Source organism: Rhodoblastus acidophilus (genome assembly GCF_025961575.1).
Lineage (GTDB): Bacteria > Pseudomonadota > Alphaproteobacteria > Rhizobiales > Beijerinckiaceae > Rhodoblastus > Rhodoblastus acidophilus_C.
In genome coordinates, this window is record NZ_JAOQNX010000012.1 from 91,241 (window position 1) to 108,720 (window position 17,480).

13 protein-coding genes and 1 tRNA gene are annotated in these 17,480 nt (G+C 61.3%); 11 read left to right on the top strand and 3 right to left on the bottom strand.

The window, feature by feature from the left end; genetic code table 11:
* The first annotated feature begins 110 nt into the window (after positions 1 to 110).
* Both chpT and M2320_RS10620 read left to right on the top strand, forming a co-directional pair.
* Positions 111 to 779, top strand: coding sequence for a histidine phosphotransferase ChpT (gene chpT, locus M2320_RS10615; RefSeq protein ID WP_264597249.1), 669 nt, complete (start codon positions 111 to 113; stop codon positions 777 to 779).
* Positions 780 to 860: 81 nt separating this feature from the next.
* Positions 861 to 950, top strand: a tRNA-Ser gene (locus M2320_RS10620).
* 89 nt (positions 951 to 1,039) lie between these two features.
* Here M2320_RS10620 and M2320_RS10625 read toward each other — a convergent pair.
* Complete coding sequence (locus M2320_RS10625; protein WP_264597250.1) at positions 1,040 to 1,591, bottom strand: hypothetical protein; 552 nt, start codon at positions 1,589 to 1,591, stop codon at positions 1,040 to 1,042.
* A 569-nt stretch (positions 1,592 to 2,160) separates the two neighbouring features.
* Between M2320_RS10625 and M2320_RS10630 the strand changes: the two genes are divergently transcribed.
* Both M2320_RS10630 and M2320_RS10635 read left to right on the top strand, forming a co-directional pair.
* A complete protein-coding gene (locus M2320_RS10630) occupies positions 2,161 to 2,823 on the top strand; it encodes a hypothetical protein (protein WP_264597251.1) in 663 nt (220 codons plus the stop codon).
* 79 nt (positions 2,824 to 2,902) lie between these two features.
* Positions 2,903 to 3,940 carry a hypothetical protein gene (locus tag M2320_RS10635; RefSeq protein ID WP_264597252.1) on the top strand — a complete coding sequence of 346 codons (1,038 nt, stop codon included), beginning with the start codon at positions 2,903 to 2,905 and terminating at the stop codon, positions 3,938 to 3,940.
* Here M2320_RS10635 and M2320_RS10640 read toward each other — a convergent pair.
* Both M2320_RS10640 and M2320_RS10645 read right to left on the bottom strand, forming a co-directional pair.
* Complete coding sequence (locus tag M2320_RS10640) at positions 3,920 to 5,062, bottom strand: glycosyltransferase family 2 protein (protein WP_264597253.1); 1,143 nt, start codon at positions 5,060 to 5,062, stop codon at positions 3,920 to 3,922. The two genes, M2320_RS10635 and M2320_RS10640, sit on opposite strands and share 21 nt — an antisense overlap.
* A gap of 84 nt (positions 5,063 to 5,146) precedes the next feature.
* The gene (locus M2320_RS10645) at positions 5,147 to 7,681 is read right to left on the bottom strand and encodes a glycosyltransferase family 2 protein (RefSeq protein ID WP_264597254.1); all 2,535 of its coding nucleotides are present in this window, start codon (positions 7,679 to 7,681) and stop codon (positions 5,147 to 5,149) included.
* Positions 7,682 to 8,080: 399 nt separating this feature from the next.
* Between M2320_RS10645 and M2320_RS10650 the strand changes: the two genes are divergently transcribed.
* From M2320_RS10650 to rfbD, 7 genes are all read left to right on the top strand, one after another.
* The gene (locus M2320_RS10650; RefSeq protein WP_264597255.1) at positions 8,081 to 11,167 is read left to right on the top strand and encodes a glycosyltransferase; all 3,087 of its coding nucleotides are present in this window, start codon (positions 8,081 to 8,083) and stop codon (positions 11,165 to 11,167) included.
* A 45-nt stretch (positions 11,168 to 11,212) separates the two neighbouring features.
* On the top strand, positions 11,213 to 12,907 hold the full coding sequence (locus M2320_RS10655; protein ID WP_264597256.1) for a hypothetical protein: 1,695 nt from the start codon (positions 11,213 to 11,215) through the stop codon (positions 12,905 to 12,907).
* A gap of 136 nt (positions 12,908 to 13,043) precedes the next feature.
* Complete coding sequence (gene cysQ / locus M2320_RS10660) at positions 13,044 to 13,844, top strand: 3'(2'),5'-bisphosphate nucleotidase CysQ (RefSeq protein ID WP_264597257.1); 801 nt, start codon at positions 13,044 to 13,046, stop codon at positions 13,842 to 13,844.
* A gap of 142 nt (positions 13,845 to 13,986) precedes the next feature.
* The gene (rfbC, locus tag M2320_RS10665; protein ID WP_264597258.1) at positions 13,987 to 14,541 is read left to right on the top strand and encodes a dTDP-4-dehydrorhamnose 3,5-epimerase; all 555 of its coding nucleotides are present in this window, start codon (positions 13,987 to 13,989) and stop codon (positions 14,539 to 14,541) included.
* A gap of 21 nt (positions 14,542 to 14,562) precedes the next feature.
* On the top strand, positions 14,563 to 15,438 hold the full coding sequence (rfbA, locus tag M2320_RS10670; RefSeq protein ID WP_264597259.1) for a glucose-1-phosphate thymidylyltransferase RfbA: 876 nt from the start codon (positions 14,563 to 14,565) through the stop codon (positions 15,436 to 15,438).
* A 10-nt stretch (positions 15,439 to 15,448) separates the two neighbouring features.
* Positions 15,449 to 16,501 carry a dTDP-glucose 4,6-dehydratase gene (gene rfbB, locus M2320_RS10675; protein WP_184426528.1) on the top strand — a complete coding sequence of 351 codons (1,053 nt, stop codon included), beginning with the start codon at positions 15,449 to 15,451 and terminating at the stop codon, positions 16,499 to 16,501.
* Positions 16,498 to 17,406, top strand: coding sequence for a dTDP-4-dehydrorhamnose reductase (gene rfbD / locus M2320_RS10680; protein WP_264597260.1), 909 nt, complete (start codon positions 16,498 to 16,500; stop codon positions 17,404 to 17,406). The genes rfbB and rfbD overlap by 4 nt, the downstream gene beginning before the upstream one ends.
* Positions 17,407 to 17,480: the final 74 nt, after the last annotated feature.

Consider the following 17,480-nt stretch of genomic DNA (forward strand, 5'->3'; position numbering starts at 1 on the left):
GCAAAACTATCGCGGCCTCGAGTGAACGATTGCTTAACGATCTGTTATAACCCGTCGCTAACCATTTGCCGCCATAGTCCGCGGCGATGCTCAAGAATGGAAAAGCAACAATGACGACCGTGCTTTCTCTGGAACCGCTCGACCTGGCCGCCCTGCTGTGCTCGCGCGTCTGCCATGACGTGATCAGCCCTGTCGGCGCCATCGTCAACGGTCTCGAGGTTCTGGAGGAGGACAAGGACGAGGGCATGCGCGAATTCGCCATGGACCTGATTCGCAAGAGCGCGAAATCGGCCTCGGCGCGGCTGCAATTCTGTCGTCTGGCCTTTGGCGCGGCGGGTTCGGCGGGCGCGTCGATCGACACCGGCGATGCGGAAAAGGTGGCGCGCGGCCTGTTCGGCGACGAGCGCACCGTGCTGAACTGGGACGGCCCGCGGGTGTTCATGGCGAAGAACAAGGTGAAGCTTCTGCTCAACCTGTGCCTGATCGCCAGCGCCTGCATCCCGCGCGGCGGCGCGATGAATGTGAAGATCGAGGGCGACGGCGACGACGTGCGGCTGTCGGTCGCGGTGAAGGGCCCGAACTTGAAACTGGCGAGCCATGTGGCGAGCCTGCTGGACGGGGTTTCGGAGAGCGGCGCGGTCGATGCGCATGGCATCCAGCCTTATTTCACCGGGCTTGTGGCGCGCGACTGCGGCATGGCGGTCGAGGTGAGCGCGACGTCGGAAGAGGTTCAACTCAAGGCCGAGCCGAGGAAGGTGGAAGCGGCTGTTTCGGCCTAATTGATTTTGACGGACGCGCGCCTCTTGCGCTGGCGCGCGATGCGGCTATAAGGGGCCGCGATTGCTGCTTCGCGGCGATCAGGAGGGGTGGCCGAGTGGTTGAAGGCGCACGCCTGGAAAGTGTGTATACGGGAAACCGTATCGCGGGTTCGAATCCCGCTCCCTCCGCCATCTGATCAAACCAACAACCAAGTTTTATAGCCGTCGTATCGCCTGCGCGACGCGGAACGCACCGTACCGCGCCGCCTCGCCGATTTAGCTCACGCCGGATCGAAGCGATGTTTCTCAAGCAACATCATGGCTTGCGCCTTAGCGTCGGGCTTCGGTATGAACACGGACAAATCTTCCGCCGAGGCGATTTCGCGGGCGAGGTCGTAGACGCCGTGGTAGTGCTTACGCGACGCGAAGTCATGAAAACAGATCAGCGCATCCGGGCGGCAATGCAATACAACTTGCGCGAAACACGCAACCCGGAAGCGGCCATCGACCATGAAGAGATCGGCGTCCCGAACCGCCTCGATCGTCCAAATGGTTTCGTGATAGGTCGGCCAGCGTGATCTTGTGCTGGGATCGCTGGGATAACCCCACTCGCGCGTTGCTCCTATATCGGCGAACAACAGCTTCGGCTGCACAGACTTGTCGAGGCACGCCTGCTCCACCGAACCCAGCCATTCCTGCGAAGAATCGACGGCGAAGATTTGCTGTTTGACGCAACTGGCGGCGAGGACGGTGCTGCCGCCTGTGCCGAATTCAACGAAAGTGTTGCACTGCCCGATAAAGGCCCGGTACAATTTATATTCGTTATCACTCATTCGAGGTTGCATGTGTGTGCCCTTTTGGCGATGTCGATCGATTATATTTCAGCTATTTAAGAGCAACCATCTCGTGCATGGCTTGTCACATTTTTTCGCCGCAACCGTAGGAAAATGCCCTCAGACGCAAATGGTGGGCGAGGCCCTAAACGCCGTACGAGAGTCAATGCAACGAGCGCGACTAGGCGACAATGCAGCACGAATTTCACGGGACACGCAACCAGGAAGCGGCCCTCCGTGATGAAAAAGACGGACATATCGGCCGATTCCTCGTGCACGCCGTTAGGGCGTGCAGTAAGGTCCATTAGGAGCTTACGGATTGCAAAAGAGCTCAAAGCGAGCGATAATTTTGCATCAGCATTTGGGCAAGTTCGTTTTGTCCGTTTTCATGCAACGCGCCTGATCACGTCACTCGGAACGTTCTCGCTTTCACGGCATCTGTCCTGCTGAACCCTGGTCTTAAAGACTATTCAAGCCGGTTTGCTCGGGCTAATGCGATTTGTTGTATCGGCCTGGCTATGCTCGATTACGCTTGCACACGCAAGCATTGTCCCAGGAAGGATGTTCAAATGTTCACCATCTCGGATAACGAAACTCGAGCCATAACTGATTACTACATATATTTTGGTAACCTTTCACCGAACGAAGAACAGTACAAGTCTGGACTGTTCTATGCTATAGCATTGAACAAGCGGTTCGACCGTGACATTGCGCATGATGCGAGATTGCCGATGCCATTCGAGACCGAAAGTATCAAGGGATTTCAATCTCAGGATGTTTTCGAGCACATTCCGTATCCCGAACTCCCACGCATTCTTGACGATGTATTCCGGTGTCTTCGTACTGAAGGCATATTTCGCCTAAGCGTTCCGGATTACAACAGCCCTCTATTACAAAAGCGATCCGTGTATGATTGCGACGGAAATATTTTATGCGACCTTGCTATAGGTGGAAGCGTATCAGCGAAGACGAGCGAGGGTGTAAAGGTCGCTTTCGCGCCAGGAGGCGACGCTCATCTCTGGTTTCCGACCTATGCGAATCTTATGCAGCTCATAGTATCTTCTGAAATTAGAAAGTGCAGCAAAATTACAACCCATCACGCCTGGATTGATAGGCGAAACTGGATTTGCAATCCATTCGATGACAGCATCATGCCAGTTCTCAGAACGCCGCCTCGCGACATGCGAGCTGACGGCAAGCCGATATCCATTGTGATTGACTTCATTAAGTGACGCCCGCACGCAGCTTTGAAGCGCGACACCCACGAAAACCCTTGAAACATTTAGCTCTGGTTCAGATTGGAGACGATCCATGCGAAGGCGCGAATTTCTCCTCGGGGGACTAGCTTCCGTTGGCGCGCTATCGACATTCCCGGCGGCATCGCTTCAAGCTTTCTCTCCGACGCCCGCGTCCGAGCGACTTGTAGGCGTGTCCTATTCGATATGGTTCAACTCTCTCCCGGGCTTGTGGCGGAAGGCTTGGGGAACCCCTAAGTACGGCATTTATAATTCCGCCGATATCGACGCGATCGACCGGCACATCCAGGAACTGCACGCCGCGAACGTGGATTTTCTTTTGTTAGATATTTCGAACGAAATCGCTATCGACTGGACCAGCAATGTGGGCGACAAAGGGTCTCTTGCTCGGCGGGACATCACGAAAATACTTTTGGAGCGGTTGCTCGAATTCGGTAAGCTGAAAATTGTGTTTCTGCTGGGTGGCAACCCGCCAACCGTCTTCGACTCGGGGCTACTGCAAAAGCAAATCGATCGTCTTTATCCGCTCTTCTTCGAGCCTTACAACGAGGTTTTTTTACGTTACAAGGGCAAGCCGTTGCTGGTTGTTTTCCTGGGTCCTTCGGCGACCCTTCAGATTGGTCAGCCAGCCAATACGGGGATGTATATTCCATCTCACTGGCAGGGCGCATACCCGGCTTGGAAAGACGACCGGTTCACGACACGGTTCATGGGTGGTTTTCTCACTGACCAACCAAGGATGATGGATGGACCGATCAGCAAATACGGCTACTGGTCTTGGGAAGATAGGGGCACGCCCTCTTTCAGCGTGAAAGACGGGCGCGTGGAAGCAATGACGATCATTGCGGCCAACGAGGCGAGTTCGCTTCACCCTGCTCGCCCCCGAAATAATGGCCAGACTTTCATTGAGAATTGGGAGTATGCCCGGAAGATCGGCCCCAAGTTTGCGCTCGTCACAACATTCAACGAATGGATACGATCTGAGCAGCACGATCCCGAGTTTAGCCGAGATATCGAGCCCTCGGAGGAGTACGGAGACACCTATCTACGAATCCTCGCGAGCCAAGCGGCGCTATTCAAGAGTGGCCGCTGAGCATTTGCCGCGGATGCGTTCAACTTGCGCGGCGACCGTTTCGGCCTGCCCAACCAGAGCGCGATCTTGAATTTGATTCTGATCGTAACCGGAGAAGTAGTCTTGGCGTTGCTTCACGAGAGAGTTGTTCGCTGAAATTGCGCTGCCCCGTTGGCCCTTGATCTGAAATTCCTCACGGGACTTGATGGTGTAATGATTGATCCGAAGCCCGTTCCAAATGACGGCATTGGTGATGCCTCGCCCAAGGTTGGACCAAACGACCTTAGAAAAATCCGATTGCAGGTAATTGCCCCATTCAAGAGACACAGCGTGGGGGTTTCCCACAAATGCATGAGCCCTGCCACCTCGGACAAACGTTTTCACATGCCGATTCGCTGCATAATTCTGAGGTGCTCTGCTCGTAAAACGTTCAATGACCAGGCCTGGCGTCTTGCTGGTATGCCCGGAGCTTCCGTAACACGCCCAGTTGAACCCAACGGCTGAAACGCTCCAGTCGGAGAAATATTCCGCAACAATCATGCCTGCGCTATGGCGATTGGACACGGGCGTAAGAAACTCGTCGCAATCGAGAAATCCAATAATCGTGTTCTCGTCGCGAAATCGTTGCAGAGTCGCGTCGAAGAACTGCATCTGGGCGTAAGGCACGCCAATCAAGTCGACGCGCTCGATTTCACCCGCTGAATGCAATTCGGCCAGCAATCGAGACTGCAAGTCCCCGGCATCGTCCGAGTTGTCCCCAACAATGATGTTGAAGCCGTGGAGACGGTGGTAAGCGATCCACTCCAGCAGGTAGTCTTCCTCACGCTTCATGATGCAGACAAGCACCATGTTTAGGGGCGACTTGCGCTCGCCGGCGACAAAGCGCACGCCTCCATTGACGGCGGCCTCGGATTGCACGTCGATCACACTCACGCGGTCGCCGACTTCGAGGGCGACCCGAAAATAAAAGCCCGTTCCGGAAATATTCTTACTGTCCAGATCTTTTCGCGGCCGCGCCTCGGCAACGTGGCCGGTCCTTTGCCCATTCACTACGAGAGCCAAACGCGAGGGAATTTCTTCGGACGTAACAGGAAACCAACCAACAACTTCGCCGAGACGAACAATATCGAGCCAACCTGCCAATTTTTAGTCCTTCCGATTTAAGACTGTTCGGAAATAACTGTGAAAACCATCTGCCGCAACGGCTATCGCCTCTACCCACACGGTTCAGTTGGCGAGCGTACCGTACCTGTGGCTCGTTCGATCACCGGCGCCTCGCGTGAGATCCATTCCAAAATCCTCTCGCGCCAATGTCAGCGATGGGCTGTAGGCCGGATCGTTGTCCAGCGCGTCTCCCCATCTCCGGCGCATGTAGGCGACCTCCCTCTGCGCCCGGACGATCTTGGCCGGGGTGTTGTCCTCGCCTCGCGAATAGGATTCGTGGTGAACCAGCGTCGCGTGAGGCGCGTAGACAATTCCCCAACCCGCTTCGCGGATGCGCAGACAAAGATCGACGTCGTTGAACGCGACGGGAAGACTGATTTGGTCGAAGCCGCCCACGCTCTCGAAGACTTCTCGGCGGATCAGCAGGCAGGCCGCCGTGCAGGCCGAAAGCTCCTGCGCAACCACCAGACGATTGAAGTAGCCGCCCTCATGGCCGTCGGCATATTTGTGCGAATGCCCCGCGACTCCGGGATTCTCCGGTCTGCCGCCGAGACCGAGGATGACGCCGGCGTGCTGGACCTTTCCGTTGGGATAAAGCAGCTTGGCGCCGACAGCGCCGATCTCCGGGCGCAAGACCTGCGCGACCATTTCCTTGAGCCAATCTTCATTGCCGGGGCGAACTTCGATGTCGTTGTTCATCATGAGCAGCAGATCGCCGGTCGCGTGCTCGACGCCGAAATTGCAGATGGCCGAATAGTTGAACGGGCGGTCATAGCTGACCACGCGAACGCGGCTATCCTTGCACGCCTCTTCGAACAGCGCTGCGGTGGCGGGCTCCACGCTGCCGTTGTCGATGATGATGATCTCGAAATTGTCGTAGTCGGTCCGGTTCAGCAGGCTGACGAGACAAAGGCTGAGAATGTCAGCGCAGTCGCGCGTGGGAATCACTACGGACACGCGCGGGTGTTCGGCCGGCACGGGCCATCTCACGTGATAGTAGCCGTTCTCCGGGATGACGGTGACCTCCGGAAAACCGGTCGCCCTCAGATGATCGGACAGCGCGCGCTTCGCGGCGGCGATGACATAGTCCTTGGCGCCAACATCCAGCGCCGTGCTCGCCTGGTGGGCGCGCCAGTGGTAGAGCACCCGCGGCACGTGGACGATTTTGTCCCGCTTCAGATGCTCGCAGAGCCGCAGCAGAAAATCATGGTCCTGGGCGCCGTTGGTTTCGGTGCGGAACCCGCCGATCTTCACAGCCAGGTCTCGCTTCACCACCACGAAGTGGCAGATGTAATTGTAGGACAGCAGCAGGGTGTAGTTGAAAGCGGGCTTGAAATGCGGCTCGAACAGCACCTTGCCCGTGTCGATCTTGTCTTCGTCGCTGTAGAGGAGTTCCGCGCCCGTTTCATTGATGGCCTTGGCCATGTAGAACAGCGCATCCTCCGTCAGTTCGTCGTCATGGTCCATCAGGGCGATATATTCGCCTGTGGCCTGACGCAGGGCGGAGTTGGTCGCCTCCGAAATATGACCGTTGCGCTCGCGGTTGATCACGACGACGCGGACATCCAGCCGCGCGTATTCGTCGAGGACGCGCTTTGTTTCTTCGTTGGTCGAACAATCGTCCGCGATGCAAAGCTCCCAGTGCGGGTAAAGTTGCGCGCGCACCGACTCGATCGCGGCGCGCAACATGCGCGGCTCCGTGTTGTAGGCCGGCATCAGGATCGAAATCAGCGGCAGTCTTGGCAGAGAGACGATGGATTGCAGGATTTCATGCCGGCGCTGCACCGTCATGGCGACATGCGCATCGTACCATTGACGATAAAAACTGACGGCTTTGCCGGCTGAACTGATGTGTGACGCTTCGCTCTGAAGCTGCGAAACGTTGCGCCGCACCTCTTCAATCATCGCCGAAAGTTTTGATTGGAAATGGGTGACGTCGTGCAAGGGCGCCACGGCGTGCAGGCTTCTGTCCTGGGGCGAACCGCCGAGATCGCCGCCGAGGTTTGACGGAAGAACCTGGATCCGGTGTGAGGCGCCGTCACGAAGGTTGAACGGAGTGACGAAGTAGAAGGCGCATTTGCCGTCGCCGAGTCCGGCGTCGCGGAGATCGCGCCGAAACTGGTCGGCGTCGGTTCGGGCGATGAAAGCGCCGTCGACAAAGAGATCGACGGAAACCGGGACGTTGGGGCGACCGTGATCGAAGGCCCAGCCTCGGATGAACGTGTTCGAGATGTCCTCGAGATTGCCGGCAATGCGCGTCGGCTTTGGCGCAGGTTTGGCGACCGGCGGGGACGCCGCCCCGGGCAGCAGGCGCGGCGCGCCGGGCAGCAGGCGATCGCGTCCCGCGACGCGCACGCCGATGGAGAATTCGCTGGTTGGCAGGGCGCCCAGCACTTCGGTCGCGACGGCAAAGCCGTGCGCGCCGCCGCCGACACCCGCCTCCTCAAGATCGCGGCGGTGCGCATTGGCGTCGCCCTGCCAGCGAACTTCCCCGTCGACCTCGATTTCGATACGCAATGGCTTGTCCGGCGCGTCCGAATCGAAGGCCCAGCCAACGACGAAATCCCTGTCCGCGCGCTCGAAATAACCCTTAACCATTATATCCCCGGAAGCATCGTCCTGGCGTGAAAGAGTTATTGCCGAAGTCAGGGCTCGGTGCAAGAATTATGGCGAGATGGGATTGGGGGATGGTGAGAAAATATCCGTGCTAAGGTCCTATGAAGATTACGGTTTTCCAGGCTTGACGCGGTACGATTTGTACAATCGGCGTCTCGCGGGCATCCCGCGCAATGGCCATGATGCGGAAAGACGCGCGAAAATTGCTTTGGTTGCTACGTCAAGCACCGTCCTCATCCCTAAGCATTGTCCCCATCCCTGCACTTCACCGCCTATTGCAATGATTACGGTTATCCGCGTACACAGCTGTCGGCTTTCGCGGATGCTGTTAGGTTCCAACGGGTCATGCGAATGTCATTAGCCGCCAATTCAGAGTCCACAATGACGAAATCGTTTCCGCGCCTGCCTCCCTGGTTCGAGCCGGGCGTGCGACTTGCCGGCTCCTTGGACGACGTCAATTTGCCTGACGGGTTCGTCGGATGGGCGCTCGACATGAGCGAGTTGGCGCATCATTTCGAGATTTCTGTGATCTGCGCGGGACAGACCATCGCGCGCGGACGGACCGGGTTGGCCCGCCCCGATCTCGGTCGGTTGATCGGCGTCGACGTCGCTTGCGGCTTCCAGATCGGCTGGGCGGACTTCGACAGGGAGGCGGTCCGCGCGCTTGTCGAAAGCGGAGAGGGGCGGGCCGAGATCGACGTCCGCGTTGACGCCCAGGAGGCGGCGCTCTCGGGTCCTCGCGATCTTCCCACCCTGACCGCGGCGGACTGCTGGACCTTTCTTGGGGGCGCCCCAGCATTTTCCGACGCCTGGAGCGAAGAGGCGCCATCGGACGACGAAATCGTCATCCGGGCCGAGGCGATGGGACTGTTCGACATGGGCTGCTACATGCAGCACGCGGGCGTCGCCGGCTCGCAAGCCATCGACGGAACGCTGGTCGCCCACTATTTCGCTGAAGGCGAGCGTGAGGGCGCGCGGCCCAATCCGTATTTCGATCCGAAATGGTACGCGGGCAAATATATGAGCGGCGCCCGCCGGGGCGCATTGAGGCATTATATCGAGATCGGCGAGGCCAAGGGCAACAAGCCCTGCCCGGTCTTCGATCCGCAATGGTATCGTGAAACCTATCTCAGCGACGCCGCGCATGTCTCGCCTCTGGCGCATTATCTTGCGAACAGACACGCCAACCAGCACAACCCCAACGCTTATTTCGACATCGAATTCTACCTTGCCGCGTATCCCGATGTCGCGGAAGCGCGGATGGACGGGTTTTCGCATTGGCTCAAGCATGGGATTTTCGAGGGGCGTTCGGGATCGCCGAATTTCAGCGCCGAACATGTCTGGGAGCGCTATCTCGGCGGCCAGAAGGAACGCAACGCCTTCGAAGTCTTCATGGATGTCGGCCTGGATTTCGGCTGGACCGCCGTTTCGCCGTCGGACCTGTCGGCCCATCGGGCAAAGTCCGGCAATCCCAGGCGGTCGATACGCCCCACCGAAAGCCGTGGCGTCGTGCTGATCGGGCATGACGCATGTCCGTCGACCCCGCAGCGCTTCCTGCTCGCGCTTGGCGAGCTGTTCAAGAAGCGCTTTGGCATGGAGATGCGCTTCGTCCTGCTTGAGGGCGGCGCCCTTGCGCAGGACTATCGCGAACTGGCCGAAACCTATGTCGTCAGCGAGACGCGCGGCGACGCTTGGTCGGATCTGCGCGCTCATCTCGGGGAGCTGGTCCGCTCCGGCTTCACCCATGCGATCAGCAATACGGCGATGAGCGGGGGCGTCACCGCCATTCTCGAAGAGTTGAAATTCGATTTTTGCTCTATTGTCCATGAACTGCCGAAGCAGATTCGCAGCCGCGATCTCGCCGGCGCCTTCGCCGCGCTCCGACAGCGCGGGCGCGCGGTGGTCTATCCCAACGCCTTCGTCAAGACTGCGCTCGACGGAGCCTTCGGCGCCGATGACGCCCGCGCCATCGTTATTCCCCAGGGGCTTCATGACGCCCCAATCGTTCCCGAGGGCGCCCGGACGCATCTTCGGCGCGAACTCGGGCTGCAACCCGATGCGGAAATCGTGCTGAACGTCGATGTCGGCGACCTGAACAAAGGCGTCGACCTGTTCCCGCTACTGGCTGAGCGCCTCAGAACGCTGAGGCCGGGCGCGCACCTGGTCTGGCTGGGCGATGTTCCCCCCGTTCTCGCGCCCTGGCTCAAGCACGACATCAACGAGCGCGGCCTGACCAACCTCACGATCCTGCCCTATGACCGCGAGGTCGGCCGCTATTTCGGCGCCGCGGACGTCTTTGTCTCAATGTCGCGCGAGGACCCGTTCCCGTCCGTCATGCTGCAGGCCCTGCAAACGGGTCTTCCCGTGGTGGCCTTCGCGGACTCGGGCGGACATGCCGAGACGATCGGGGACGATGCGCGCCTGGGCGCCCTCGCGCCGCCTCAAGATGTCGAGACCGCCGCGTCCCGGATCGTCGAATTTCTCGAGCGACGCGCCAGCGGCGATCGCGAAGACGCGGCCTATCGTTCGCGAGTGGTCAAGGAACGCTACGATTTGGCCCGCTACGGCGCCAAGCTTCTCAGCCTGATCGATCCTGATTACCGCACGGTCTCCGTCATCGTTCCCAATTACAATTACGCCGAACACTTGCGCGACCGATTGACCTCGGTGTTTTCCCAAACGTTTCCGGTGCTGGAACTGCTGCTCCTGGACGACGCCAGCAAGGACGACAGTCTCCACGTGGCGCGCGAGATTGCAGCCCAGGCCGGCCGCGACATGGAGATCCGCGTCCGCGCCGAAAACTCCGGCAGTCCGTTCCGGCAGTGGAAAGCGGGTCTCGACGAAATCCAATCGGAATTCGTCTGGATCGCGGAGGCGGACGACATGTCGGAACCCCGCTTCCTCGACGAATCTGTCCGCCGTCTCGCGGAGGCCCCGAACGCCGCCTTCTGTTTCACGGATTCGAAGGCCATCAACGCCAAGGGCGCTCTGCTTTTCGACAGTTACAAGAGCTATTACAGCGAGTTCGGCGACCGCGGACTGGAGAAATCCGGCAGCTTCTCGGGCGCCGATTTCCTGCGCCGCTTCCTGGCGGTGCGCAATGTCGTGGTGAACGTCAGTTCGGTGGTCTGGCGCACGCAGGCGCTGCGCGAGATTTTCGCCAGGCTGGGAGAAGAGCCGTTTTCACTACGCTGCGCCGGCGATTGGCGGATCTATGTCGAGGCCTGCCGCTCGGGCAAGGACATTCTTTATATCGCCGACACGCTCAACATTCATCGCCGCCACGAGCGCAGCGTGACACAAAGCCTGGATCGCCGCGAACACATCAAGGAAATCGAAGCCGTGCAAACGGTCGCTCTCGAGGGCGAAAGCGCGAAATCCGAGTTGCGGACGCACGCCGCGGCCTGGCGGGCCAGAACCGCGCGCGAGTGGCGCCTGGATACGGCTAATGCGCCGGCGCCGGTTTGACCGGATCGATTTTTCATCATCTTGCCCATGTTCACAGGGACCCCCATGACCGCCTCGTCTACCCCGATTTTGCCCACCGTGGTCATCTCCGAGAGCGCGGTGTCGAGATTTCCAGGCGAAAGGATCGGCGGCTTGCGCCGCCTGACATTCCGCGTCGGCCAGACCGGTGAGGCCGCCTTCTCCGCCGAGGCCGGCGGTCAGGTCCTGCTCGCCATTGTCGAAACCGAGGCGGAGCGTGAGACTCTCGAGCGACATTTCGCCGACCTCGGCAGAAAGGCGCCAACAGTGCTCGTCGCGCCGACGCGCGACGAGGCGCTCGAGCGAGTCTCGGAGGCCCTGGCCGCCCTCGCCGAGGCCGCCGCCAGCGATCCGCACGGCCTGATCGCTCTGCCTGGCGGCGCACTTGGCGACGCGGCCAGCGTGATCGCGCGCGACGCGCCGTTCGAACTGGTCGCTCCCCTTGAGATCGGTGTTTCCGGCCTGGCCGCCATCGCCTTGAAGGTCGCGGGCGAGGGCCTCAGGCCCGACGACGGGCTTGAAGTCGCCTTCCTCGACGCGCACGAGGAGACGCTTGGCGCCTGGCGCATTCCGGCGCGCGCGCTTCCGGCTTCGCTCGAATGGTTGGCGCTGGACTTCGCGGCTTCGCTCGCGCAGGCGCCGGGCCAGGCTTCGCTCGTGGTGCGCGGCAAGATCGGCGCGGGCGGAAAAATTCTTATATCTTCGGCTGTCGGCGATGAAACGCGTCCTGCAGCCCGCCTGTTTTCGACGCGCGCATTGCGGCTGGCGACGTCGCCATATTGGGTTTGGCCCGGCGCGAATGGGCGTCCCGTCGTCCCGGCCGCTCGCCTCGACGCCTCCAGCTGGCGCGCGGCGCGGCTGCTCGGCAAGGCGGTCGAGGAGGCGTCGCCGGCCGATGAGAAACGTCTGCGCCTCGAACCCGGCGCTGACGCGCTGCTGATGTTTTATGACATAGACCTCACGCAAAGCGCCGCGATCACGGCGCGCGCGCGTGGCGAGGGGGAGGAGCCGGTCGAGGTCGCGCTGGCCCTCGTGCCCGCAAGTGAATTGGGAGACGAGGTCGAGAAGACCCAAAAAGTCGCATTCGCCTGGTCATCGCCGCAGCGGGCCAGCGGCGATGGCGTCGCGCTCTCCCTTGTTCTTCCCCCCGACGCGCCCGCTTTCGCCCATTTGGCGCTGTCGTTCCGTCACCTCGGCAATGAGGGCGCGCGCCCGGCGGTTCTGTCATGCGCGGATGTTCGGCTGGCGCCGAGACGGCTGCGCAAACCCTTGTTTGTCCGGCGGAGCAACGCGCGGTTCAACAAGGTGCGCCTTGACGGCGTGTTCGCCAACGAAACATATCGGCATATTGATCTGTCGGTCGACACGCTGTCGAAGGACGGGCGGCTGTGGCCCAGGGTGAAGTTCAAGGTTTACGAGGAGCGCGGCCAGGTCGGCCTGGAATTCCGCTCGGGGGCCACGCATCCGACCTTGTTCTCGACTTGGCCGGGAACGACCTCCGACAGCTACGGCCCCTATTTCAAGGTGAAAGGCAACGAGGAGTTTGATCAACTCGTCGCGAGCTTCGCCCGGGAAAACGACCGGCTTCTCCTCCTCGCGCTCAAGGAAGCTTTGCCTTCTCTGGTGCAAAAGCTGCGCGAGACCAACCAAATCGACGAGGACGGCGCGCAGGGTTGGCTCCAGCGCTTGGAAACCTTTGCGCCTCAGAGCCAGGCGGCCTGACGGGGCCAGAGCCCGTTGGTGAACGAAGCTTCGCCGAACGGGCTCTCATCAGCGGCGTTTCCTGACAAGCAGAAGGAAGTCGAGCAAGAGCTGACGACACAAAGCTGGACTCGCAAGTTCAGCAAAATGGAGCCCCATGGCCGACGCCCAGACCGATTTCGCCGCCCTCGCCGCGCTTTTCATCGCAACCGCCCTGGAGGCGGGCGCCGCGATCCTGCCGTTCTGGCGCGCGGAGGCTCAGGCGCGGGCGAAAGCTGACGGCAGCCCGGTGACTCCAGCCGATCTCGCCGCCAATGCCGTCATCCTTTCGCGGCTGGCGGTCGCGCTGCCCGGTATCCCTGTGGTTTCGGAAGAGGCCGAGACGCCCGAATTTGACGGCGATCGCTTCATCCTGGTCGATCCGCTCGACGGCACCAAGGAATTCTTGAAGGGCGCGGACGAGTTCACCGTCAACATCGCGCTGATCCAGCATGGCGCGCCGGTTTGCGGCGTGGTGTTCGCGCCGGCGCAAGGGCGCATCTGGGTCGGCTACGAAACGCGCGCCCGCGCCGGCGTCCTGCCCTTGGGCGCCGCCGATCCCGCGCGCATCGTCTGGACCGAGATCGGCTGCCGGACAGCGTCGGACAAGCTTGTCGCAGTGGTGAGTCGCTCGCATCTCGACATGGAGACGCAGGACTGGCTCACCGATCATGACTGCGCCGCCGCGCCCTCGGGCTCGTCGATCAAATTCTGTCTGATCGCTGAAGGCGCGGCTGACGTCTATCCGCGCCTCAGTCGCACCATGGAATGGGACACCGCCGCCGGCGACGCGGTGTTGCGCGCGGCGGGAGGACAGACCGAAACCGTCGATGGCGCGCCCTTCGTCTATGGCAAGAGCGGCGCAGGCTACGCCAACCCGGGTTTTGTCGCGCGGGGTCGGGAGGCGAACGCCGCGTGAAGCGCCTGCCGATCGAGAGGAGTCGGGATGATTAACAACGCCTTTCGCAACATCCGTTGGTGCGATATTAACAATGGCCCTTGTTGCCTAGGCGCCGCGCCTATGGTTCACTGCGGGCGAATTTGAACAGGTTTGAGAGCGTATGGAGCACCAGACATTTGAAATCGCCGGTCCCGTTCTGCTGACCCCGAAAAAATTTGGCGACGAGCGCGGCTTCTTTTCCGAAACCTATAACGAGCGCGTTGTCGCGCCGCTGATCGGCCCCCAAAAATTCGTGCAGGACAACCAATCGCTGTCAAAGCCGGCGGGGACGCTGCGCGGCCTGCATTTCCAGATTGATCCCATGGGCCAGGGCAAGCTGGTGCGCGTGACCCGTGGCGCCATCTTCGACGTCGCGGTCGATCTGCGCCGCTCATCCCCCACCTTTGGCCGCCATGTCGCGGTGACGCTGAGCGCCGAAAACTGGCGGCAGTTCTGGATTCCCGTCGGCTTCGCCCATGGCTTCTGCACGCTCGAACCCGACACGGAAGTGGTCTACAAGGTCACGGAATATTACGCGCCCGAATGCGACCGGGGGCTGGCCTTCGACGATCCCGCGCTCGGCATCGACTGGCCGCGGCCGGCCGAAAATTACCTGCTGTCGCCCAAGGACCGCACCCACCCCAAGCTTTGCGACCTTCCCGCCTGTTTTTCCTGAGTTTGTTCCCTGGAGTATTCGATGAAGGGCATTGTTCTTGCAGGCGGTTCAGGCACCCGGCTGCACCCGGCGACGCTGGCGATCAACAAGCAATTGTTGCCGATCTACGACAAGCCGATGATCTATTATCCGATCTCGGTGCTGATGCTCGCCGGCATTCGTGAAATCCTGATCATTTCCTCCCCGGAATATATCGACAATTACCAGCGCCTGTTCGGCTCCGGCGAGCAGTTCGGCCTGGCGATTTCCTACAAGGTGCAGCCCAAGCCGGAAGGACTGGCCCAGGCCTTCGTCCTCGGCGCTGAATTCGTCGGGACGGACCCGGTCTGCCTGGTGCTGGGCGACAACATCTTTTTTGGCGCGGGCATGCGCGCCGCGCTCAACCGCGCCCGCGAACGCAGCTCGGGCGCGACGGTGTTCGGCTATCACGTCGAAGATCCCGAACGCTACGGCGTCGTCACCCTCGACACCGAGGGCCGCCCCCTCGCCATCGTGGAAAAGCCGACCCAGCCGGACTCGCCCTGGGCGGTGACGGGCCTGTATTTCTACGACAACCGCGTCATCGACATTGCGGCCAATTTGAAGCCCTCGCCGCGCGGCGAACTCGAGATCACTGACGTCAACCGCATCTATATGGAAATGGGCGCGCTTCATGTCGAGCGCCTGTCGCGCGGCTACGCCTGGTTCGACACCGGCACGCATGACAGCCTGCTGGAGGCCAGCGAATTCGTCCAGGTCATCCAGAAGCGCCAGGGGATTCAAGTCGCCTGCCTCGAGGAAATCGCTTACCTTAACGGGTTTATCGGTCGCGATCAGCTGATCGCGCGCGGCCAATTGTTCGGCAAGACGGCCTATGGCCGCTTCCTGCTTCGCATCGCCGAGGGCGGATTGATATAGGGTGGCGTCAATGCGAATTCTGGTCACGGGCGGCGCGGGTTTCATCGGTTCCGCGGTCTGCCGTCATTTGATCGGCGAGGGCGCGACGGTGCTCAACGTCGACAAACTCACCTATGCCGGCAATCTGGACTCGCTGCGCGCAGTCGCGAGCGATCCCAACTACCATTTTCTCAAAGCCGACATCTGCGATCGCGCCGCCATGGACGCGGCCTTCGCCGAATTCAGGCCCGACGGCGTGATGCATCTGGCCGCCGAAAGCCATGTCGATCGCTCGATCACCGGCGCCGGCGATTTCGTCACCACCAATGTCGTCGGCAGTTTCACTCTGCTCGAAGCCGCGCGCGCCTATTGGAGCGCCTTGCCGGCGCCAAAGCGCGACGCCTTTCGCTACCTGCACGTCTCCACCGACGAGGTCTATGGCTCGCTTGGGCCTGACGGGCTTTTCGAGGAAACGACGCCCTACGATCCCTCCTCGCCCTATTCGGCGTCGAAGGCGGCGTCCGACCATCTGGCGGTGGCCTGGGGCCGCACCTATGGCCTGCCGGTGGTGATTTCGAACTGCTCGAACAATTACGGCCCCTATCACTTCCCGGAAAAGCTCATTCCGCTGGTGATCCTCAACGCCCTGCACGGCAAGCCGCTGCCGGTCTATGGCGACGGCTCCAATGTGCGCGACTGGCTCTATGTCGAGGATCACGCGCGCGCCCTGCTGACCATCCTCACGCGGGGACGGCTCGGGGAGAAATATAATGTCGGCGGGCGCAACGAGCGCCGCAACATCGACATCGTCCGGCGCATTTGCCAGATCCTCGACCGCGCCCGCCCGGGCGCGGAAAGCCGGGAAAAGCTGATCACCTTCGTCACCGATCGGCCCGGCCACGACCATCGCTACGCCATTGACGCGACCAAGCTGGAGACCGAGCTCGGCTGGCGCGCGCAGGAGAATTTCGACACCGGCATCGAAAAGACCGTGGCCTGGTATCTCGACAATGAATGGTGGTGGCGGCCGCTGCGCGACAAAGTCTATGCCGGCGAACGGCTCGGTCTGGTGACTGCGCCATGAGGCTGGTCGTCACCGGCCGCGACGGGCAGGTCACCCGCGCCCTGCAGGCGCTCGCCGGCCCGGATCTCGAGGTCGTCGCCTTGGGCCGCGACGCGTTCGACCTGGCCGCCGAAGGCGACGCCACGGCTGTTTTCGCCCAGGTGCGCCCCGACGTCATCGTCAACGCCGGCGCCTATACGGCGGTGGACAAGGCCGAGAGCGAGCGCGAACTGGCCTTCGCCGTCAACGGGCGCGGGGCCGGCCGGGTGGCGCGCGCCGCCGCGGCTTTGAACGTGCCGGTCATCCAGATTTCCACCGACTATGTGTTCGACGGATCGGGCGAAAAGCCCTGGCGGGAATCGGATGCGGTCGGGCCGCTCGGCGCTTATGGCGCATCGAAATCCGCCGGCGAGGAGGCGGTGAGGGCGGCGACGCCGAACCATGCGATTCTGCGCACCTCCTGGGTCTACGCGCCCTGGGGCGCGAATTTCGTCAAGACCATGCTGCGGCTGGCGCAGACGCGTCCCGAATTGCAGGTGGTCGCCGACCAGTGGGGCGCGCCGACCTCTGCGCTGGACATTGCCCAGGGGGTGGTCGCCGTGGCGCGCAACCTTTTGGCGCGGCCGCACGATGAAACCTTGCGCGGCGTGTTCCACATGACGGCGCAGGGCGAGACGACATGGGCGGATTTCGCCCGCGAGATTTTCGCCCAATCCGCCGCCCACGGCGGAGCGAGCGCGAACGTGGTTTCGATACCCACCAGCGGCTATCCCACGCCGGCGAAACGGCCGCCGAATTCGCGGCTGTCCACGCAAAAGCTCGCGGACACGCATGGCGTCCGCCTGCCGCACTGGCGCGACGGGTTGAAGCGGGTGATGGCCGCGATGGCCGAGGGCGAGCGCCAAAGCGCGGCGTCCCTTGGGTAGCCCGCCTGGGTAAGAGAATGTTGACACGCGCGGGCGCATGATTTCGGGCGCGCATTCTTGCGGCGGCTGAACGG